This window comes from Streptomyces sp. HNM0574, from assembly GCF_012726235.1.
GTDB lineage: Bacteria > Actinomycetota > Actinomycetes > Streptomycetales > Streptomycetaceae > Streptomyces.
The window spans coordinates 379,527-399,321 of the sequence record NZ_JAASAH010000002.1 but is presented as its reverse complement, the minus strand read 5'-3'; the positions used below and the strand labels follow the sequence as shown (position 1 = coordinate 399,321).

The window sequence follows — 19,795 nt, the reverse complement described above, 5'->3', positions numbered from 1 at the left end:
GCGCGCGCCGACGCGGCCGTCAGCGGCCGGACGGGCGGCGGGCGGCGCGGAGCAGCAGGGCGCCGCCGACGCAGACGAAGCCGAGTCCGCCCGCGACGTAGGGCGCCGTCTCGGCGCCGCCGGTGTCGGCGAGCCGCGTCGGCTGTGCCACGGCGTGCGTCGCGACGGCGGAGCCCTCGCCGACGGTGTAGTCCTGCGCCGGGCCGGGCGACGGAAGCCCGGGAGAGGCGGAAGCGGAATCTGTGGCTGAGGGTGTGGAGGGGATTCCTCGCTCCGGTGACGCCTTCGCCGTCGGGACGAACCAGAGAGCGAAGAGCACCGTTCCGGCGGCGGCTGCCGTCACGAGCGGGCGGCGGTGTGCGGACATGGCGGACTGTCCGGCTCCAGCCACAAAGAACCCCTTCCGAGTGCATCGCTCCTGCGCAGACGCAGTGAACTGGCGGCGTGGGCAACGATGTTACTGATTGGGGCGGGTCGCAGGGAAGTCGAGGCCGACGTGCCCCCTACTCTCCGTGGCATGACTTCTGACGAGACATCAAACGGACTTCCGCAGGTGCGTCTCCGGGTGGAACTGGTCGTCGAAATCGCCGATCCGGAAGCTCTCGCCCGAGCCGCGCTCGACCGCATCGACAGCGACGCGCTGCTCCCCGACGACGAGCGCGGGCACGCCAGGGAGATCGTCGGCAGGGACGCGGGCGAGGCCATCGCGTACCTCGTCGACCCCGTCGACCTGGTCTCCGAGCTCCCCGGCGTCGAGCTGTCCCACGCGACCTGGGGCAGCGAGGCCGCCGAGGTCGACCCGGAGTGGGACGACGAGGACGACGAGGACGACGAGAACGCGGCAGGTGAGGAGGTGTACGACGTGCCCGTCGGGGAACGCGCCTGGTGATCCGGGAGCGCGTCCGAGCCCTCGGCCGCCGCGTCGCCGACACGGCGCCGAACGCCGGGCCCTGTCCGGAGCGTCCCGCGTACGTCACTGCACGCATGTGCTGTACGTGTGCTACCCCACAGTTTTCCCGTGTGTGGAACCGACCATAGGAAGATTTGCGTTCTCTTGCGTAGAGCTGGGGTACGCATGTCCGGTTTCCACCGGTAGGGGGCGTACGCAGTGTTTCGGGGAGACATGGGGTTCCGACGTTGATGGAGAAGCCAGTGACAGCGCCGAGCAGGCACCGCAGGGGTATAGCGGCGACAGCCGTACTGCTGGGCGGAGTGCTGACGTTGAGTGGTTGCGGCCTTTTCGGCGGTGACGGCGACGGGGGCAGCGGCTCCGACGCCAAGTCCGAGATGTCCGAGAAGAATGAGTCGGTGGCCCGAATAAAGGTCGCGTCCAAGGACGGGTCCGACGGCGCCAGCATCAACACCGGCGGCAATGTCACCGTGAGCAAGGGGAAGCTCACCCAGGTGGACATGCGTACCGCCAAGGACGACACCGTCGTCGAGGGCTCCATATCCGAGGACGGGAAGTCCTGGAAGCCCAAGGAGCAGCTGGAGCGCGCCACTCAGTACAAGCTCACGGCCACGGCGAAGGACGGCGAGGGCCGCAAGGCCGTCGAGAACTCCGCCTTCACCACCGTGTCCCCCGACAACAGCTTCATCGGCACCTACGCCGGTGAGGACGGCCAGACCGTCGGTGCGGGAATGCCGGTGTCGATCAACTTCGACAAGGAGATCACCGACAAGAAGGCCGTCCAGTCCGCGATCAAGGTCAGCTCCAGCAGCGGCCAGGAGGTCGTCGGCCACTGGTTCGACGGCAAGCGGCTCGACTTCCGCCCCGAGGAGTACTGGAAGGCCGGATCGAAGGTCACGGTCGACCTCAACCTCGACGGGGTGAAGGGCGCCGAGGGGATCACCGGCGTCCAGGACAAGACCTTCCACTTCAACGTCGGCCGCCAGCAGGTGAGCACCGTCGACGTCAAGAACGCCACGATGACGGTCGTCCGCGACGGCGAGAAGATCAAGAGCATCCCGATCTCCGCCGGCAGCAAGAAGAACCCGACGTACAACGGCAAGATGGTGATCTCCGAGAAGCACAAGGAGACCCGGATGGACGGCCAGACCGTCGGCTTCGGCCGCAAGGGCGCCGAGGGCTACGACATCCCGGACGTCCCGCACGCCATGCGTCTCTCCACCTCCGGCACCTTCATCCACGGCAACTACTGGGGCGCCCCCTTCGGCACCGGCAACACCAGCCACGGCTGCGTCGGTCTGAAGGACACCAAGGGAGCCGGGAGCACCAGCACCGACGGCGGCTGGTTCTACGAGAACTCGATGATCGGCGACATCGTCGAGGTCAAGGGCTCGCCCGACAAGACCATCCAGCCCAACAACGGCCTCAACGGCTGGAACATGGACTGGGAGCAGTGGAAGGCCGGTTCGGCGGTCTGACGCCGGGCACACCACGCCACGTGTGAACGGGCGGGTACGGGAGTCGGCTCCCGTGCCCGCCCGTCGTGTTTCCCTGGCCGCTCAGAGGCCCAACAGTCCGGGGTGCGCGGCCAGTTCGCGGAGGGCCGCGCGGGGGTCGGCCACCGCCTTGCGCCGGTCCAGGTCGACCACCACCGCCGTGCCCGTGACCTCGGCGGCGACGGTGCCGTCCGCGCGGCGCAGCGTCTGCCGGGTGGTCATCGTCCGGCCCTCGCCCCATTCCACGACGCAGTCGACGTCCACCTCGTCCTCCGCGCGCAGCTCGTTCCGGTAGGAGAAGTGCAGCTCCAGCACCACCGGGCCGATGCGGGCCGCCAGCAGGTCCCGCTGCCGGATGCCGGCCTTCTCGAACAGTTTCCAGCGCGCGTGCTCGGCGTACTGCCCGTACACCGACGCGTTCACGTGCCCCAGCGCGTCCGTCTCGTAGCCGCGCACCTCGATGCGCACGCTGAACGGCTCCGTCGTCTCCTCGGCCATCTTCCGCCTTCCGTCGCCTCGCACGTCCGCGAGGCAAACTACCGTCGCCGCGGCCGCTGTTGGGGGTCAGGGCCCGGTCCGGTGCGGCGGGTGCGCGGGTAGGGTCGGGCGCCGTGAGTGCCGTCATCGCAGCCATGATCACCGCAGTCGTCGGCGTCCTGGGGACGCTCTTCGCGCCGCTCGTCGCGCAGCGCGCCACCGCGCGGCAGCAGGAACGGCAGCGTGAAGTGGACGGGCGGCGGCGGGAGTTCGAGGAACGCCGGGCCGCGTACACGGCGATGAACCGGGCCTCGCGCCAGTTCCACACGCTCCTCAAGGACGCCCTGCACCGCCTGCGCGACGGTGTCTACACCGACGAGGACCGCGCGCACCTGGAGGAGACCCGCCGTGACTACCGCGACCGGTACGCGGAGGCGCAGATGCTCGTCCCCGAGCACATCCTCGACGCCTCCCGGGACGTCAACGCGCTGCTGGCCGAGGCGGACGCCGCCGCCAAGCGCGTCGACCGGGGGCAGGCGCGGCCCGGCGAGACGCCGGACAGCGCGCTGGAGGCGCTGCGCGCCGTCACGCCCCGGCTCACCGCGATGCGCCGCCTGATGCGCGAGGACCTGGGGCTGCCGAGCGGGCCCTCTTGACCTCACGGGTCATCGCGCACGGCGGCGGTCCGGGGCAGCATCGTTCCCGTTGAACTGCCCCGCCCGACGGAGGAGTTGCCATGCCCGGACCGTCCACGTCCCCCGCGTACGCGATCGGCCACCTGCGCCCCGCGGCGCCGCACCCGGACCTCATCGCCTACGTCGAACGCATCCAGGCCACCCTCGACCCGTACGGCGGCCGCTTCCTCACACACGGCGGCCGGCAGGAGGTCCGCGAGGGCGCCGTCCCCGGGGCGCTCGTGCTGATCGCCTTCCCCGGCCTCGACGCGGCCCGCGCCTGGTACGAGTCGCCCGCGTACCAGGCGCTGGTGCCACTGCGCACCCGCCACATCGAGGGGGACGTGGTGCTCGTCGAGGGCGTCGGCCCGGACTACGACCCGGCCGCGAAGGCCGGGAGCTTCCGCGCCGCGCTCGCGGCGGGCGGGCCGCCGAACCCGCGGGCGCGCGAGGGCCGTTGAGCGGCCGCGGGTTCGACGGTGCTCAGACTCCGGCGCGGTTCAGCAGCTTGACGACGTCGGCCTTGCCGGACGGGCCGATGCGGGTGGCGACGATCTGGCCGTTCTTGAACACGTTCAGGGTCGGGACGGCGGTGACGTCGTACTTGGGGTGCGTTTCCGGCTCCCGGTCGATGTCGTGCCGGACGACCTTCGCGCGGCCCGCGTAGTCCCCGGCCACGTCCCGCAGGACCGGGTCGAGCATCCGGCACTGCTCTGCCCACTCGGCGCAGAAGGACACCAGAACCGGCTTGTCCGACTGGACCACCTCGCGGTCGAAGGAGGCGTCGGTGCTGTCGATGACCGTTCCGGCCGTCGCCGGGGCAGGGGCCGCGGCGGGAGCCGTCGCTCCGGTGACCGCCGGCGCGGCCTGCGCCGACACCCCCGAGGCCGCCAGCACCAGCGCCCCCGCCAGCGCCGCGACCGTCCGCCCCACGGCCTTCCCGCTCATCACCCTGCGCACGAATCCACTCTCCTCGTCTGTCCCACCGCCCCGGCCCGATCACCGTGGACGGAACCACGAACACCCCGGAAAACCCCGGGACTCCGGCGCACGCGCCGACCAGCGAGGGTTCCCCGTCAATGCGTCCCGGACAACAGATATCCGGCCAACTGCCCCTGTACTGGCCGATAGTTGCAGCAAATTCACTCTTCCGGGGAAAGGGGTGTTCGACCCCGCTGCCGCCGCACGCACGGCCCGCAGGCGTAGACGTGCCCGTCCCCCGACGGCGCGGAGACGTGCCCGATCCACTGCACCCACTGGTCGACGCAGTGACAGAACCAGCACAGGCCGACTTGCCAGGTCACGGCAAGCCCCACAACTCATCACCGGGGGAGGAGAGTTGGAGCGCCGGATACAGCCCGGGACGATGCACTGCATTCCGTCGGGCCCGAAGGGGCGGCGGAATGCGGGGGCGTCATTCTGGCGTGCGCGAGTGTTCATCGTCCTTGCCTGGCGGTGAATTCGCGGGTCGGGCCCCTTTCGGTCCGGGTGCCGTCAGCCCGGACGCGGTACGTCCGCAGCGTCATGCGTTTTTGTGCGCGCTCCTTCATGGCGGCGAAACTACGGAATCAGGGAGCAGGAAAACAGCGACGCCCTGTGCCACATTCGCGGGCGGGTGGGACGCCGCGTCCTAGCCGTCCAGCGCGAGCCGGTCCGCGAGCTCCGTGACGGGGGAGGCGCGCCGGCGCTCCCGGCTCCGCAGCTCGGTCACCAGGCGACGGGCCGTCCCGTGGTAGCGCATCCACTCGGGGGCGTCCTGTTCGGCGAGCAGGAGCGCGCGCGTGGCCCGGTCGTCCTGCCCCAGGTCCGTGTGGGCGAGGGCCCGGTCGAGGTGGAAGCGGGCCCGCCATGTGGGCGGCAGCGAGTGCAGGGAGGGAACGGAACGGGCCGAGGCGACGGCCTCCTCGCTTTTCGCCATCTCCACCAGAAAGTTGACGTTCGCCACCCCGGCGTTCGCCGGTCCGAAAGGGGTCGCGTAATCGAGGCGGTCCGTTCCGATGGCCGCCGCCGCGGCTGTGGCCATCCGCAACAGTTCTTTCACGCGGTCGTGCTGCTGTTCTCCCTGACGGACGGTGGCCGTCGCCGCGCGGAGGAGGAGAATTCCCCACAGGGACACGTCGGCCGGATCGGAACGGAATCCGGGTTCTTTCGCGTCCGCGTACCGGAGAGCGAGGTACCGCGCCTCCTCCAGGCGGCCCTGCTTGGTGAAGATCCAGGCGAGAGTGGAGGCGCCGACGGTTTCCAGCCGGGGGTCATCGGAATTCCGGGACGCTTCCGTGGCGCGTTCCATCGCCGTGAATGCCGCGTCCTCCTTGCCGAGAGCGGTGAGGGTCGTCGCCACGACCTGATACGCCTCGGCCAGCACGGCGTGTGCGGCCCGCCGTTCCGCGCCGTGCAGCGAACGCGCGGCCGCGCGGGCGTCGTTGATCAACTGCGGGAGCACGCTCCCGACGGCCCCGAGCCGCCCGTCGCGCCGGATTCCCTCGGTGGAACGCAACGCGTCCTGCAACGCCCCGAGGGAAGGCGGGTCTTCGGGGTCCGGCTCGTCCGGGAGGAGATCGCCGACGGGTGAGACGGCCCGGCGCAGGGCCAGAACGGACGGGGAGTCGCCGTCGTCGCGCCGGGCTTCGAAGGTCGCGGGCTGGCCGATGAGCAGGGACGTCTCCACGTCGAGGGCGTGCGCGAACCGGTTGAGGGTGGCGAGCCGGGCCGTCAGCCGCCGCCCCTGCTCCAGCTTCCGCACGGTGTCCACACACAGACCGGCCCGCTCCGCCAACTGCTCCTGCGTGAGCCCGCGTCGCTCCCGCAGCCGCCCGATCCGGTCACCGATGGTCTCGTGATCGTGGTACACGCGCGCACCTCCGCCAACTGGACGTACGCCCCACGCTACGCCGGACGCAGGTGTTCCCGTTCGCGCGCGGGCATGCTCGCTGAGCCCGTACGAGTCAGTGGCTCACCTCAACCGCATCAAGGATGACCATGAACGGCAAGCACGAGTGGATCAAGTCCAGCTACAGCGACGGCGAGGGGGGCCAGTGCGTCGAGTGGGCCCCGGTTCTGGCGTCCGGCGGCAGCGTTCCCGTCCGGGACAGTAAGGACCTCTCCCGGGCGCCGCTCAGCTTCTCCGCTGACGCGTGGTCGTCGTTCGTCTCCGCGGTGCGGGGGGACGGCTTCAGGGGCTGAGCCCCAGCGGGCCCCGTCACCGCACCTACGGCGACGGGGCCCGCTCACGGGGTGTGCGGGAGGCTCACTCCGCCGGGGCGATGCCCACCGGGCAGGAGACGCCCGTGCCGCCGATGCCGCAGTAGCCTGCCGGGTTCTTGTCCAGGTACTGCTGGTGGTAGGTCTCGGCGGGGTAGAAGGGGCGGTCCTCGGCGGGGAGGATCTCCGTGGTGATGGTGCCGTGGCCGGAGGCGGTGAGGGCGCGCTGGTAGTCGTCGCGGGACGCCTCGGCGGTGCGCTGCTGCTCGGGGGAGTGGGTGTAGATCGCCGAACGGTACTGCGTACCGCGGTCGTTGCCCTGGCGGAAGCCCTGGGTCGGGTCGTGGCTCTCCCAGAACAGCTTGAGCAGCGAGGCGTAGCTGATCTTCGACGGGTCGAAGACGACGCGGACCGCCTCGGTGTGACCCGTCAGGCCCGAACAGGCCTCCTCGTAGGTCGGGTTGGGCGTGATCCCGCCCTGGTAGCCGACGAGCGTGGTCCACACGCCCTCGGCCTGCCAGAAGATCCGCTCCGCGCCCCAGAAGCACCCCATGCCGACGTCCGCCACCTCCAGGCCCTCCGGGTACGGGCCGAGCAGCGGGTTACCGAGGACGGTGTGCCGCTCGGGCACCGCGTACGCGCGCTCCGGGCGGCCCTTGAGGGCCTCCTCGGGCGTGGGCAGCTGGTTGAGGTGGCGGCCGAACAGCATGGGGTTCTCCTGTCGGTTCGTGCCCGCCGTACCGGCCGGTTCACGCGGCCGTGCCGTACGGCGGGGTTCCTGCGGCGGGTTCGTACGGGGTTCCTGCGGCGTCCGTACGGCCCGGCCGGGTCAGGCTCCGGGGCCGGCCTTGCCGTCGGCCCCGGGCTCCTTCGCGTCGGACTGCTTCGCGTCCGGCGTGGCCTCGTCCGCCGTCCGCTCGGCCTTGCCGGGGGCGGACTCCTCGGTCCGCTCGGCGGTGGCCGCCTCGGTGGCGGAGCCGGGGCCCGTCGCGGGGGCCGGCTCGGTGAAGTCGACCTTGCCCATGTGGCGGTTCATCGACTTCATCAGCATCCACACCGCGACACCCATCACGGCGAAGACCGCGAAGCCGAGAACGCCGGGCGTGACCTTGTTCTCATCCAGCTCCTTCGCCAGGGGAAGGAGCTGGTAGGCGGTCGTCTGCGTCGCGCTCATGGCATCCATGCCGTCAATTGTCCCGGATGCCTGCGAAGAGGTCGTCCTCGGGGAGGGAGGTCTCGACGAGCGACTTGGCGAGCTCGTACTCCTCCGTCGGCCAGACCTTCCGCTGGAACTCCAGCGGGATGCGGAACCAGCCGCCCTCGGGGTCGATCTGCGTCGCGTGCGCGATCAGTGCCTTGTCGCGGATCTCGAAGTGGTCGCCGCAGGGCACGTAGGTGGTGAGGGTGCGCTCGTGGATGCCCATCTTCTCCCAGCGCTCCAGCCAGTCGCCGTACGGCGAGTCCATGCCGGCGTCCAGCAGCGCGTTGTGCAGCGCCTCGGTGCGGGAGCGGTTGAAGCCCTGGTTGTAGTACAGCTTCTGCGGCTGCCAGGCGGGCCCGAACTCGGACTCCGGGTACTTCTCCGTGTCCGCCGCGTGATCGAAGGCGACCATGGAGATCTTGTGGGTCATGATGTGGTCCGGGTGCGGGTACCCGCCGTTCTCGTCGTACGTCGTGACGACGTGCGGGCGGAACTCGCGGATCAGCTTCACCAGCGCACCGGCCGCCTCGTCGACGTCCTGGAGCGCGAAGCAGCCCTCGGGCAGCGGCGGCAGCGGGTCGCCCTCGGGCAGGCCGGAGTCGACGAAGCCGAGCCAGGACTGCTTGACGCCCAGGATCTCGCGTGCCTCGTCCATCTCCTTGCGGCGCACCTCGTGGATGTTCTCCTCGATGTAGGTGTCGCCCTTGAGTTTCGGGTTGAGGATGGAGCCGCGCTCGCCCCCCGTGCAGGTCGCGACCAGCACGTCCACCCCCTCGTCCACGTACTTGGCCATGGTCGCCGCGCCCTTGCTCGACTCGTCGTCGGGGTGGGCGTGCACGGCCATCAGTCGGAGCTGCTCAGTCAAGACTCGATCCTCGTTCACTCGTCGCGGCAGGCGGCTTCTATAGTGACCGAATCACCACTGCGTTGTATTCCCGACCACCCCTTGGATAGGACCCGCCATGGCTGACCTGCGGACCGGTTCGTCGTCGTCCGCCAACCCCTCGGCGGGGTCGGCCGGTTCGGGGCGGGCGGCCGTGCCGCCGGAGGGCCGGTACGGACGGGTCGCGCGCGGTGACGAGGCGCGTACGGACCGCAGGCTGAAGATCACCGGTGCGGTACTGGGCGCGCTGATGGTCGCGTTGATCGCCTGGATCGGCGCCGGGTACATCTCCTCGCAGGGCGTGAGCGGCGAACTCATCAAGTTCAAGGTCGTGTCGGACGAGGCCGTCGAGGCCCATCTCGAAGTCCGCAAGGACAAGGACGCGTCGGGCGTGTGCACCCTACGGACGCAGGAGGAGAGCGGCGCCGAGGTCGGCCGGAAGGCCGTGCGCGTGAAGAGCGGTGAGGAGCGGATCGACTCCGTCGTGACGGTCCGGACGACCGCCCGCGCCACCAGTGCTGAGCTGGTCGGCTGCGAAGTCACCAGCGGTGACTGACTCGTAGCCCAGCGCTTTACCTTCTTCCCTTTTCCCCCGGAATTGTTAGGCTCGTAGTTTCCGCCCGCCCTTACAGGCGCAGCCTGTGGGTAGGGCGTTGCTTGTATCACGACCTGATCACGTACCGAAAAACCAGTACCGACGAGGAGCACCTGTGACCCAGACCAGCGACAACGTCACCTGGCTGACCCAGGAGGCGTACGACCAGCTCAAGGCCGAGCTGGAGTACCTGTCGGGTCCTGCACGCACGGAGATCTCCAAGAAGATCGAGGCGGCTCGCGAAGAGGGTGACCTCCGCGAGAACGGCGGGTACCACGCGGCCAAGGAGGAACAGGGCAAGCAGGAGCTGCGCGTGCGTCAGCTCCAGCAGCTCCTGCTGAACGCGAAGGTGGGTGAGGCGCCCGCGGACGACGGCATCGTCGAGCCCGGCATGGTCGTCACGGTCGCGTTCGACGGCGACGAGGACGACACCATCACCTTCCTGCTGGCCTCCCGCGAGTACGCGAGCGCGGACATCGAGACCTACTCCCCGCAGTCCCCGCTGGGCACGGGCGTGAACGGCCACAAGGTCGGTGACGAGTGCGAGTACGAGCTGCCGAACGGCAAGATGGCCTCGGTCACCGTCCTGGAGGCCAAGCCGTACCGGAGCTGAGCGCCGCCGGCGCGTGAGCGCCGAGGCAGCCGCCCGTACGGGAAGGGCACATACGCGGGAGGGCCCCGCCGGAGATCTCCGGCGGGGCCCTCCCGCGTTCCGCGGGCGCGGGTCAGGCGGCGGCGGACTTGTACTTGCGGACCGCGAGGGTGCGGAACAGGGCGATGATGACGAGCGACCACAGCAGCGAGGCGATCGCCGGGTGCTGCATCGGCCAGGCGTCGGGCACGGGATAGCCGGGCGGGATGTTGCCGAACAGTTCGCGGCAGGCCTGCACCGTGGCGCTGAAGGGGTTCCAGTCGGCGATGTGGCGCAGCACCGACGGCATGTTCTGCGAGGGCACGAAGGCGTTGGAGATGAACGTCAGCGGGAAGAGCCAGATCAGGCCGCCCGAGGTGGCCGCCTCCGGGGTGCGCACCGTCAGGCCGATGAGCGCGCCGATCCAGGTGAAGGCGTAGCCGAGGAGCAGCAGCAGGCCGAAACCGGCCAGGATCTTCAGCGCGTTCTCGTGCGTGCGCCAGCCGACGAGGAGGGCGACGCCCGCGAGGACGACGAGGGTGAGCGCGGTCTGCGCGAGGTCCGCGAGGGTGCGACCGGTGAGGACGGCGCCGCGGGCCATGGGCAGTGAGCGGAAGCGGTCCACGAGGCCCTTGTGCATGTCCTCGGCGATACCCGCGCCCGCTCCCGCGGTGGCGAAGGTGACGGTCTGCGCGAAGATGCCCGCCATCAGGAACTCGCGGTAGCTGTCGGCGTCGATCCCGGCTCCGGGGAGCGTGATGGAGCCGCCGAAGACGTAGCTGAAGAGCACCACGAACATGACGGGCTGGATCAGGCCGAAGATCACGACCTCGGGGATGCGTGCCATCCGGATGAGGTTCCGCTTGGCCATGATCAGCGAGTCGGAGACGGACTGTGCGATGCCGCCCCTGGCCGGGGGTGCCGCCGGGCCGGGGACGCCGCTTCCGCCCGAGCCTCTCGGGTCCGTGGTGATGGTCACCGGGCGGCCTCCTTCCGCTTGCCGTTCCGCTTCCGTCGGCGGCCGGGGCCGTCCGGGGTCGAGCCCGTGGACGGGGCGCCGGGGTCCTCCGGGTCCGTCTCCGGGCCGGGTTCCCCGGCGTCCTCCGCCTCGGCCGCGTGGCCGGTGAGGGAGATGAAGACGTCGTCGAGGGTGGGGCGGCGCAGGCCGATGTCGTCGATCTCGACGCCCTGGCCGTCCAGTTCGCGGATGACCTCGGCGAGCAGCTTCGCGCCGCCGGCGACCGGGACGGTCAGCTTGCGGGTGTGCTCCTCGACGGCCACGGCCGCCAGGCCGTCCCCCTCGCCGGAGCGCGCGGGCAGGCTGTGCCGGGCGAGGATGCCGCGTACGGTGCCGATGTCCTCGCGGAGGTGGGCGACGACCTCGACGCGTTCGCCGCCGGTCTGCTCCTTGAGCTGGTCCGAGGTGCCGCGCGCGATGACCCGGCCGTGGTCGACGACGGCGATGTCGTGCGCCAGCCGGTCGGCCTCCTCCAGGTACTGGGTGGTGAGCAGCAGCGTCGTACCGCCGGAGACCAGCTCCTCGATGACCTCCCACAGGCCCTGCCGGTTGCGCGGGTCGAGCCCGGTGGTCGGCTCGTCCATGAACATCACCGGCGGGCTGACGACGAGCGCGGCCGCGAGGTCGAGCCGCCTGCGCATGCCGCCCGAGTACGTCTTGGCCGTACGGTCCGCGGCGTCGGCGAGGTGGAAGCGCTCCAGCAGCTCGTCGGCCCGGCGCTTCGCGTCCCGCGCGGACAGCTGGTAGAGCTGCCCGACCATCCGGAGGTTCTCGCGGCCGGTCAAGTACTCGTCGACGGCGGCGAATTGGCCGGAGAGCCCGATCGAGCGCCGCACCTCGTTGGGGTGCCTGACGACGTCGAGCCCGGCGACGACGGCCCGGCCGCCGTCCGGCTGGAGCAGGGTGGTGAGGACGCGTACGGCGGTGGTCTTGCCCGCGCCGTTCGGGCCGAGCAGGCCCAGCACGGTGCCCTCCGGAACGTCGAGGTCGACGCCGTCCAGCGCCCTGACCTCCCCGAAGGTCTTCACGAGCCCCTCGGCATGAATGGCGTCTGGCATCAGCGGACCCCCGTCACGTGGTCTGGTCGTCGCCCGACCGCTCGATTCTATTTTCGGCCACGCCGGGCGGCATCAGGGGCACTTTCCGGAAACCCGCGGGGACGGCCGGTGACGGGAGCGGGGGCTCAGCTCATGACCTTGTAGCCCGCCGCGCGCAGCACCGAGGTGACCTCGACGCAGTGCTCCGGCCCCTTCGTCTCCAGGTGCAGCTCGACCTCGGCCTCGTCCAGGCCCAGCCGCGGGTCGGTGCGGACGTGGCCGACGTCCAGCACGTTCGCGTCCGCCACCGTCAGCTCTCGCAGCAGCGCGGCGAGCGCGCCGGGGCTGTCCGTCAGGCGCAGCCGCAGCGACAGGTACCGGCCGGCGGCCGCCATGCCGTGCCGCAGGGTGCGCTGGAGCACGAGCGGGTCGACGTTGCCGCCGGAGAGCACGGCGACGACCGGGCCCTCGAAGGCCGCCGGGTCGGCCAGCAGCGCGGCGACCGGGCTGGCGCCCGCGGGCTCGACGACCAGCTTGGCCCGCTCCAGGCACAGCAGCAGCGCGCTGGAGAGGGCGTCCTCGGAGACCGTGCGCACCTCGTCGACCAGGTCCTCCACCAGCGCGAACGGCACGTCGCCCGGGCGTCCCACCTTGATGCCGTCCGCCATCGTGGACAGCTTCTCCAGCACCACCGGCTTCCCGGCCTCCAGCGAGGGCGGGTACGCGGCGGCGCCCGCCGCCTGCACGCCCACCACCCGTACGTCGGGCCGCAGCGCCTTCACCGCGAGCGCGACGCCCGCCGCGAGACCGCCGCCGCCCACGCCGACGACGATCGTCCGCACCTCCGGGCACTGCTCCAGGATCTCCAGGCCCAGGGTGCCCTGGCCGGCGACCACGTCCGGGTGGTCGAAGGGGTGGATGAAGACGGCGCCGGTCTCGCGCGCGCAGTCCTGCGCGGCCCGCAGCGTCTCGTCCACGACCTGGCCGCGCAGCCGCACCTGCGCCCCGTAGTCCCGGGTGGCGGCGACCTTCGGCAGCGGGGCGCCCTCCGGCATGAAGACCGTCGAGCGGACGCCCAGCAGCGAGGCGGCCAGCGCGACGCCCTGCGCGTGGTTGCCCGCGCTCGCGGCGACGACGCCGCGCGCCCGCTCGGCCGGGGACAGCCCGGCGATCCGCACGTACGCGCCGCGCAGCTTGAACGAGCCGGTGCGCTGGAGGTTCTCGCACTTGAAGTGCACCGGGGAGCCGAGCAGGGAGGAGAGGTGACGGCTGCCCTCCAGCGCCGTCGTCCGCACGACACCGGAGAGCGTTTTCTGCGCGTGCCGCACGTCCTCGACCGTCGGCGCGGGAAGGGCGGCGGGATCGTGCGCGGGGCCGGACGCCGCGGTGGGTCCGGACGGCTGGGCAGGACTGGCGACCATGCGGCAAGTGTCGCAGCACGGTGGCCGGATGGGGCCCCACGCGTCAGGAAAAACGGTGCCCGCCGTCCGGAATGCGGTGCACTCCGGTCCGGTTCCTGCGGGGCCGTCCCGGAACCGTTCGTTCCGGGCGTAACGGGGGTTCCCGCCGGGGCCCGTACGGTCCCTCCCGGTTCGGCGGGCCGGGGAGGCGGGCCTTTCCGGGGCCGACGGGCCCGTTCCGGCTCCTCACCGGTTGATATCGGTTCGGGCAGCGCCGGTCCGGTTCCGGGCAGGGCCGCGTACCCTTTGCCGCAGATCCCGTCGCGCCCGCGCGGCCCCACGGACCCCGGTACATCCCAAAGAAGCGAGCACCCGCCATGCCCACACACCCGGACATGACGACCGACAGCGGCGCCACCGAAGGCCGCGCCACCACGCCGGGCACTGCCCCCCACCCGGCCGGCCACGCCGCGGATTCCGCACCCGATCCCGACGGAGGCGCGGGGGCGCCCGAGGTCGAGGGCGTGCTCGACGTGCTCCAGCACCAGGTCGCCGTGTTCGCGCGGCGTGCCGAGCAGACCCGCCTCGGCGGCGTCGGCCAGGCGCGCAACTCCATGGACCGCGCCGCCTACCTGCTGCTCAACCGGCTCGACAAGCAGGGCCCGATGGGCGTCAAGGCGCTGGCCGCGGGCATGGGCATCGACTCCTCCACCGTCACCCGCCAGGTCGCGCCGCTCGTCGACGCCGGGCTCGTCAGCCGCACCTCGCACCCGGAGGACGGCCGCGCCGTCGTGCTCAGCCTGTCCGAGCGGGGCATGTCCCGCCTGGAGGAGGTGCGTTCCTCGCGGCGCGAGCTGATGGGCCTGCTGACCGCCGAGTGGAACGAGGAGGACCGCGACGCGTTCTGCGCGCTCCTCACCCGCTTCAACTCCGCGCTGCTCGGCATCCAGCCGGGAGGCGGGCCGGGCGAATCCGCCTGAGCCGCTGAGCACACGAGAGGGCGGGCGGCGGGGAGTCGCGCGGGATTCCGCGAACTCCCCGCCGCCCGCCCGTCGTCGGGCGCCGTCCGTCAGCCGTCGGCGAGCGCGTACCGGAGGTCGGTGAGCAGGTCCTCGGCCGCCTCCAGGCCGACGGAGAGCCGCACCAGGTCGGCGGGGACCTCCAGCTGGGAACCGGCCGTCGAGGCGTGCGTCATCCGGCCCGGGTGCTCGATCAGCGACTCCACGCCGCCCAGGGACTCACCGAGGGTGAACAGCCGGGCGCGTTCGCACACCCGCACCGCCGCCTCCTCGCCGCCCGCGACGCGGAACGAGACCATCCCGCCGAAGCCCCGCATCTGCTTCGCCGCCGTCTCGTGCCCGGGGTGCGAGGGCAGCCCCGGGTAGTAGACCTGCGCGACGCGGGGGTGCGAGGTCAGCATCTCGGTGATCCGCTCCGCGTTCGCGTTGTGCCGGTCCATGCGGACCGGGAGGGTCTTCGCGCCGCGCAGCACCAGCCAGGAGTCGAACGGCCCGGCCACGGCGCCCATCGCGTTCTGGTGGAAGGCGAGTTCCTCGCCCAGCGCCGGGTCCCGCACGACGAGCGCGCCCCCGACGACGTCCGAGTGGCCGCCCATGTACTTCGTCGTCGAGTGCACGACGACGTCCGCGCCGAGCGCCAGCGGCTGCTGCAGGTACGGGCTGGCGAAGGTGTTGTCCACCACCAGCCGCAGGCCCGCGCCGCCCGCCACCTCGGCGACGGCCGCGATGTCCGTGATGCCGAGCAGCGGGTTCGAGGGCGTCTCGACCCACACGGCCTTCGTGTTCTCGCGCACGGCCGCGCGGACCGCCGCCGGGTCCGAGGTGTCCGCCACCGACCACTGCACGCCCCACCGCTCGGCGACCTTCGAGAAGAGCCGGAAGGTGCCGCCGTACGCGTCGTTCGGGATCACCACGTGGTCGCCGGGCGCGAGCAGCGTGCGCAGCAGGCAGTCCTCGGCGGCCATGCCGGAGGCGAAGGCGAGGCCGCGCCGCCCGCCCTCCAGCGCCGCGAGGTTCTCCTCCAGCGCGGTACGCGTCGGATTGCCCGAGCGGCTGTACTCGTAGCCGCCCCGCAGCCCGCCCACGCCGTCCTGCTTGTACGTGGACACCTGGTGGATCGGCGGGACCACGGCACCGGTGGCCGGGTCGGCCTCGTTCCCCGCGTGGATGGCGAGGGTCTCGAAGCTGTGCTTCCCGGGCTGATCGCCCGTGCGGTCGTGCTGGTCGCTGTGGCTGTCGCTGTGGATGTCGCGCTGCTCACTCATGGGGCGAGAGTAATGCGCCGTACGGTGTAGGCAGGGCGTGCTCGGCCAATCCGGGCCGCCCGGAGCCCGAGTCGCCGTCCCCGGGGGAGAGCCGCAAGCCATGGAAGTACTGCTGTTCCTGATCGCCGTCACCGCCATCGTCGGCGTGCTGGCCCGCCCCGCGATGCGCCGGCGCAAGCTGCGGCAGGAGGGGCGGGCCGGGCTGACGGCCGCCGTCGACCCCACCGCCGGGTACGGGCTGGTCCCCGCCGCGCAGCTGGACGTCCGGCTGCCGGGCCCCGACCAGGAGCTCGTCGACGCGCTGGAGGAGACCCAGCGCACCCAGGACTGGCACCCGGTCGCCCGGCTGCTGGCCTTCACCGGGGACGAGTGGGAGCTGCGCTGGCAGCGCGTGCAGTCCCTCGCGGGTGCGGCGGCGATGGAGCTGGCCCAGGCCGGCGGCTCCTCGGCCGTCGGCGTGGACGGCGGCCGCGGCGAGGCGGCGGACGGCGCGCTCTCCCTCAGCAAGGGCCCGAAGGCGCAGGACGCGCGCTGGCTGCGGAACTGGCGCACGGCCCGCCCCGACGACGCGGGCGGCGCCCAGGTGTACGCCCAGTTCCTGGTCTGGCAGGCGCTCGCGGACACCGGCTCGGCCGACCACCGGATCATCCTCGAAGAGGCGCGGAACGTCTGCCACGACGCCGCGAAGCTCGCCCCCGAGGACCCGACGCCGCACATCACCGAGCTGTTCGTCGCCCGTCATCTCAGCTACCGCAAGGCCGACTTCGAGGCCCTGTGGTCCCAGGTGCGCCGCCTCGCGCCGCACCACATGGGCGCGCACCTGGCGGCCCTGCCGTACTGGTCGGCCAAGTGGAGCGGCTCCCGCGAGGACGCCGACGCCTTCGCCCGCACCGCCGCGGCCCAGGCCCCCGAGGGCACCCTGCTGGCGGCCCTCCCGCTCTTCGCGCTCCACGACCACCTCCCCGAGGTGAACATGGTGCGCAGCCTGTACCAGGGCGCCGAGATCCGGGACGCGATCGAGGCCGCCGAGTACGCCGTCGACCAGGTCGAGGACGACCACCCGGTGCGCCCGCACGTCCTGCACCTGCTCGTCTGCTTCCTCGTCCGCGCCGAACGGTACGAGGAGGCCGTCTCCGCCGTGCAGGCCGTCGACGGCTACGTCGGCGCCGTCCCCTGGGCCGACTCCGCGGACCCCGCCGCCGAGTACGCCGGCTACCGCGCCCTCGCCGTCGCGGGCTGGGAAGCCGCGGGCGGCCGGGCGGCGAAGCAGCCGCCGGGGCAGTGAGCGCAGAATCGTTGCACGTGACCCCCTGTTTGACAACTGTCAAACAGGGGGTCACTGTGGTGGGTATGAGTAAGCAGGTCGCGTTCAGGCCCACGGAAGAGGATGCCCGCATCCTCGGCGAGCAGCAGGCGGAGGGCGAATCCCAGAGTGACGTTCTGCGTCGCGCGCTGCGCCTGCTGGAGCAGAAGGCGTGGACGGAGAAGGCCCATCTGGACATGTACCGGCTCAAGCGCGAAGACCTCAGCGACGAGCCCGACGACTGGGGCTACGGCCCCGAGGGCGAAATCGTCGACCTCCGGGGCAGCGAGGCGCACCGGCGCTTCTCCTCCCTCCCGCCCGGTGCGCAGTGATCAGGGGGGCCGTCTACCGGATCGACCTCGGTGACGCGAAGCGCGGTCGTGAGCAGCGAGGCAAACGGCTGGGGCTGGTGCTGAGCATTCAGCGCGACGACTGGAGCGTCGTGACGGTCGTGCCGACCTCGACGAGCGCCCAGCCCTCCGTGCTGCGGCCGGAGTTGGAGATCGCCGGGCGGCCCACACGGCTCCTGGTCGACCAGATCCGCACCATCGACACCGAGTACGTGGTCGGCGATCCCGTGGATTACCTCCCCCGCGAGGAAATGGCGGAGGTGGAGACCGTCGTCAGCCGTTATCTCGGCCTCGTGTGACCGTCGCGGTGGGTGAGCGCCCGATCGCGGCATCGGCCTCGGTCCGCCGTCGTCGCTGAGATCCCGCTCACCGCCCGCGAGTTCGCGGAATCCGTGGTGGTGGGTGAGGGGTTCGGTGGCCCGTGCATCGAGTCTCCGGCAACGTGCCTGCCCGGGGTGGGGTTCCGGGGTGGCGCGGATACCGTCGGGTGCTGTCCGGGATGTGCGGTGTGCCGGATTTCCGTCGCGGGCACGAGCGTTGCGGTCGCGTGGCGGGCGGGGCTAGCGTCCCGGCACCCATTGTCTACGCGCGTCACGATGAGCGCCCGGGGAGTTACCCATGCACCGCAAGACCCTGCTCACGTCCGCACTCGCCGGAGTCGCAGCCACCGCGGCGGTCACGCTCACCGTGGGAGCCGGAACGGCCAACGGGGCCGGGGGTGACTGGCAGCCGATCGGCAAGGGCATGACCGGCGGCGCCAGCGGCATATCCGTCACCAAGGCGGACAAGGACGGCGACGCCTTCACCGCCCTCGTCGTCCGCGACAGCAAGAAGGCGGGCGAGAGCCGCCTCGCCGAGGTCGCGTACGAGAAGGGCGAGCAGCCCCGCGTCCAGGAGCTGACCTGGCAGGGCGAGCAGCCCGTCGACCTGGAGGCCATCGACGACGTGCCGGGCAGGACCGGCGGGGCCGCCGAGTACGTAGCCGTCACCAGCGACGGCACCGGCTACCACTTCCGCCTCGCCGGCGGCACGGCCAAGGTGCTCGGCACCTTCGCCCTCCCCGCGAAGGTGAAGGACGACAACTACGAGAACTTCGCCCTCGCCCCCGCCGGCGACGGCCTCGTCGCCGCCTGGGGCAACCGCGGCGACGACGCCACCCCCACCACCCTCCGTGCGGCGTCCGTCGACTTCGCGGGCAAGGGTGCCCGGTTCGGCGACGTCGAGACGGCCGAGGTCGAGGCCCCGTACCCGTCGAAGAACATCCGCCACGCCTCCGACCTGAAGATCACCAACTCCGGTGACCTGCTGGTCAGTTCCGCCTCCGACCCGGGCGACGACGGCCCCTTCGACTCCGGCGTCTACGCGGCGGGCCACCTCTCGGCCGACTCCGGCAAGCTCACCCTGAAGGCGGAGAAGAAGCCCGAACTCCTCAAGAAGTTCGAGGGCCACAAGATCGAGGCCCTCGACTGCCTCCCGAACACCCACCGCGCGGTCCTCGCCACCGACGACGAGAACGGGGGTGGGGCAGTGCGGACGGCTTCGGGGGTGTGCGGGTGACGCGATTCCGGTCCCGTTGTTTCTGTCGGCCCTCTGGTCCGTCGACCCGACGGTCGGTATAGCTTTCGCTATACTTCACCGTGTGGACGGTGAGTGGCAGATCCTGTTGGTCGACGAAGTGCGGGACTGGATTGATGGCCTGGACGACCAGATGCACGCTCGAGTGGTGCAAGCACTCGATGCGCTGGCCGAAAGCGGGCCTGGCCTGGGGCGTCCACTGGTGGACACCCTGAGCGGCACTTCGATGGCGAATCTCAAGGAGTTACGGCCGGGGACGGCGCGGATCCTGTTCGCCTTCGACCCATGGCGCTCGAGCATCCTGTTGGTCGCGGGTGACAAGTCCGGGCGGTGGAACGCGTGGTACCAAGAAGCGATTCCGCTGGCCGAGCAGCGCTACGAGATCTATCTGAAGGAACGTGCTCGGGATATGGGAGGACGACCGTGAGTGAGTACACGCGCTGGCAGGACATCCGAGCCGAACACGTCGCCCGAGCCGGAGGCGAGGAGGCCGTGCGGGCCGGCAAGGAGGAGTTGCTTGCCGAGGTAACCGGGCGCCGGCTCGCGGAGCTGAGGAAGGCCCGGGGGTTGACGCAGCAGGAGGTGGCCCAGCGTATGGGGGTCACCAAGGGGCGAGTGTCGCAGATCGAGCGAGGCCACCTCTCCGGCCAGGATGTGCTCGCTCGCTTCGCCGCCGCATTGGGGGGCCGCCTTCACCAGGCCATCTATTTCGACGACGGTGATATCGCGGCCATCGCCTGAGCTCAGGGGTGATACGGAG

At 71.4% G+C, this 19,795-nt stretch carries 24 protein-coding genes and 1 pseudogene; 14 read left to right on the top strand and 11 right to left on the bottom strand.

Translation table 11 applies throughout. From position 1 onward, the window contains the following. Nucleotides 1-19 precede the first annotated feature (19 nt). Nucleotides 20-391 carry a hypothetical protein gene (locus tag HCC30_RS05430; protein WP_346776502.1) on the bottom strand — a complete coding sequence of 124 codons (372 nt, stop codon included), beginning with the start codon at nucleotides 389-391 and terminating at the stop codon, nucleotides 20-22. Nucleotides 392-517: 126 nt separating this feature from the next. On the opposite strand from HCC30_RS05430, the gene HCC30_RS05425 reads away from it, so the two are divergent. Beyond that, nucleotides 518-889, top strand: coding sequence for a hypothetical protein (locus HCC30_RS05425; protein ID WP_169440899.1), 372 nt, complete (start codon nucleotides 518-520; stop codon nucleotides 887-889). Between the two features lie 251 nt (nucleotides 890-1,140). Then, on the top strand, nucleotides 1,141-2,388 hold the full coding sequence (locus HCC30_RS05420) for an Ig-like domain-containing protein (RefSeq protein ID WP_169440897.1): 1,248 nt from the start codon (nucleotides 1,141-1,143) through the stop codon (nucleotides 2,386-2,388). A gap of 81 nt (nucleotides 2,389-2,469) precedes the next feature. Here the strand turns inward: HCC30_RS05420 and HCC30_RS05415 are convergent, their stop codons facing one another. Continuing rightward, complete coding sequence (locus HCC30_RS05415; protein WP_169440896.1) at nucleotides 2,470-2,904, bottom strand: acyl-CoA thioesterase; 435 nt, start codon at nucleotides 2,902-2,904, stop codon at nucleotides 2,470-2,472. 113 nt (nucleotides 2,905-3,017) lie between these two features. On the opposite strand from HCC30_RS05415, the gene HCC30_RS05410 reads away from it, so the two are divergent. Continuing rightward, a complete protein-coding gene (locus HCC30_RS05410) occupies nucleotides 3,018-3,539 on the top strand; it encodes a hypothetical protein (RefSeq protein ID WP_169440895.1) in 522 nt (173 codons plus the stop codon). Nucleotides 3,540-3,619: 80 nt separating this feature from the next. Next, on the top strand, nucleotides 3,620-4,018 hold the full coding sequence (locus HCC30_RS05405; protein ID WP_169440894.1) for a DUF1330 domain-containing protein: 399 nt from the start codon (nucleotides 3,620-3,622) through the stop codon (nucleotides 4,016-4,018). A gap of 22 nt (nucleotides 4,019-4,040) precedes the next feature. On the opposite strand, the gene HCC30_RS05400 is transcribed toward HCC30_RS05405, so the two are convergent. Beyond that, nucleotides 4,041-4,517: a thioredoxin domain-containing protein gene (locus HCC30_RS05400; protein ID WP_346776501.1), complete on the bottom strand. Its 477-nt coding sequence runs from the start codon at nucleotides 4,515-4,517 to the stop codon at nucleotides 4,041-4,043. A gap of 670 nt (nucleotides 4,518-5,187) precedes the next feature. Then, nucleotides 5,188-6,408, bottom strand: a complete 1,221-nt coding sequence (locus tag HCC30_RS05395; RefSeq protein WP_169440893.1) for a helix-turn-helix transcriptional regulator — start codon at nucleotides 6,406-6,408, stop codon at nucleotides 5,188-5,190. Nucleotides 6,409-6,536: 128 nt separating this feature from the next. On the opposite strand from HCC30_RS05395, the gene HCC30_RS05390 reads away from it, so the two are divergent. Further along, entirely contained in the window at nucleotides 6,537-6,740 is a 204-nt protein-coding gene (locus HCC30_RS05390; RefSeq protein WP_169440892.1) for a DUF397 domain-containing protein, read from the top strand. Between the two features lie 64 nt (nucleotides 6,741-6,804). Here HCC30_RS05390 and msrA read toward each other — a convergent pair whose 3' ends face one another. From msrA to mca, 3 genes and pseudogenes are all read right to left on the bottom strand, one after another. After that, complete coding sequence (msrA, locus tag HCC30_RS05385) at nucleotides 6,805-7,467, bottom strand: peptide-methionine (S)-S-oxide reductase MsrA (protein WP_169440891.1); 663 nt, start codon at nucleotides 7,465-7,467, stop codon at nucleotides 6,805-6,807. 273 nt (nucleotides 7,468-7,740) lie between these two features. Next, nucleotides 7,741-7,932: pseudogene (locus HCC30_RS29130) on the bottom strand (hypothetical protein); the annotation flags it as partial. Nucleotides 7,933-7,945: 13 nt separating this feature from the next. Next, entirely contained in the window at nucleotides 7,946-8,824 is an 879-nt protein-coding gene (gene mca / locus HCC30_RS05375) for a mycothiol conjugate amidase Mca (protein WP_169440890.1), read from the bottom strand. Between the two features lie 97 nt (nucleotides 8,825-8,921). Here mca and HCC30_RS05370 point away from each other — a divergent pair, with 97 nt between their 5' ends. Both HCC30_RS05370 and greA read left to right on the top strand, forming a co-directional pair. Beyond that, complete coding sequence (locus tag HCC30_RS05370; protein WP_169440889.1) at nucleotides 8,922-9,398, top strand: DUF4307 domain-containing protein; 477 nt, start codon at nucleotides 8,922-8,924, stop codon at nucleotides 9,396-9,398. A 154-nt stretch (nucleotides 9,399-9,552) separates the two neighbouring features. After that, entirely contained in the window at nucleotides 9,553-10,050 is a 498-nt protein-coding gene (gene greA / locus HCC30_RS05365) for a transcription elongation factor GreA (RefSeq protein ID WP_169440887.1), read from the top strand. A 112-nt stretch (nucleotides 10,051-10,162) separates the two neighbouring features. On the opposite strand, the gene HCC30_RS05360 is transcribed toward greA, so the two are convergent. The 3 genes from HCC30_RS05360 to ilvA form a co-directional block, all read right to left on the bottom strand. Further along, entirely contained in the window at nucleotides 10,163-10,939 is a 777-nt protein-coding gene (locus tag HCC30_RS05360; protein ID WP_169441408.1) for an ABC transporter permease, read from the bottom strand. A 104-nt stretch (nucleotides 10,940-11,043) separates the two neighbouring features. Next, entirely contained in the window at nucleotides 11,044-12,144 is a 1,101-nt protein-coding gene (locus HCC30_RS05355) for an ATP-binding cassette domain-containing protein (RefSeq protein ID WP_169440886.1), read from the bottom strand. Nucleotides 12,145-12,269: 125 nt separating this feature from the next. Next, nucleotides 12,270-13,544, bottom strand: a complete 1,275-nt coding sequence (ilvA, locus tag HCC30_RS05350) for a threonine ammonia-lyase (RefSeq protein ID WP_169440884.1) — start codon at nucleotides 13,542-13,544, stop codon at nucleotides 12,270-12,272. Nucleotides 13,545-13,918: 374 nt separating this feature from the next. On the opposite strand from ilvA, the gene HCC30_RS05345 reads away from it, so the two are divergent. Then, entirely contained in the window at nucleotides 13,919-14,503 is a 585-nt protein-coding gene (locus HCC30_RS05345; RefSeq protein WP_240979331.1) for a MarR family transcriptional regulator, read from the top strand. Between the two features lie 89 nt (nucleotides 14,504-14,592). Here HCC30_RS05345 and HCC30_RS05340 read toward each other — a convergent pair whose 3' ends face one another. Continuing rightward, nucleotides 14,593-15,807 carry a cystathionine gamma-synthase gene (locus HCC30_RS05340; RefSeq protein WP_169440881.1) on the bottom strand — a complete coding sequence of 405 codons (1,215 nt, stop codon included), beginning with the start codon at nucleotides 15,805-15,807 and terminating at the stop codon, nucleotides 14,593-14,595. 100 nt (nucleotides 15,808-15,907) lie between these two features. Here HCC30_RS05340 and HCC30_RS05335 point away from each other — a divergent pair, with 100 nt between their 5' ends. The 6 genes from HCC30_RS05335 (at nucleotide 15,908) to HCC30_RS05310 (ending at nucleotide 19,776) form a co-directional block, all read left to right on the top strand. Continuing rightward, nucleotides 15,908-17,092 (top strand): hypothetical protein, encoded by a 1,185-nt coding sequence (locus tag HCC30_RS05335; RefSeq protein WP_169440879.1) that lies wholly within the window; start codon nucleotides 15,908-15,910, stop codon nucleotides 17,090-17,092. Nucleotides 17,093-17,157: 65 nt separating this feature from the next. Further along, nucleotides 17,158-17,442, top strand: a complete 285-nt coding sequence (locus tag HCC30_RS05330; protein WP_206323378.1) for a hypothetical protein — start codon at nucleotides 17,158-17,160, stop codon at nucleotides 17,440-17,442. After that, a complete protein-coding gene (locus HCC30_RS05325) occupies nucleotides 17,439-17,759 on the top strand; it encodes a type II toxin-antitoxin system PemK/MazF family toxin (protein ID WP_169440877.1) in 321 nt (106 codons plus the stop codon). Before HCC30_RS05330 ends, HCC30_RS05325 begins: the two co-directional genes overlap by 4 nt. Before the next feature lie 319 nt (nucleotides 17,760-18,078). Next, nucleotides 18,079-19,017 (top strand): hypothetical protein, encoded by a 939-nt coding sequence (locus tag HCC30_RS05320; protein ID WP_169440875.1) that lies wholly within the window; start codon nucleotides 18,079-18,081, stop codon nucleotides 19,015-19,017. Nucleotides 19,018-19,099: 82 nt separating this feature from the next. Continuing rightward, nucleotides 19,100-19,462 (top strand): type II toxin-antitoxin system RelE/ParE family toxin, encoded by a 363-nt coding sequence (locus tag HCC30_RS05315; protein ID WP_169440873.1) that lies wholly within the window; start codon nucleotides 19,100-19,102, stop codon nucleotides 19,460-19,462. Beyond that, nucleotides 19,459-19,776, top strand: coding sequence for a helix-turn-helix transcriptional regulator (locus tag HCC30_RS05310; RefSeq protein ID WP_169440871.1), 318 nt, complete (start codon nucleotides 19,459-19,461; stop codon nucleotides 19,774-19,776). Before HCC30_RS05315 ends, HCC30_RS05310 begins: the two co-directional genes overlap by 4 nt. Nucleotides 19,777-19,795: the final 19 nt, after the last annotated feature.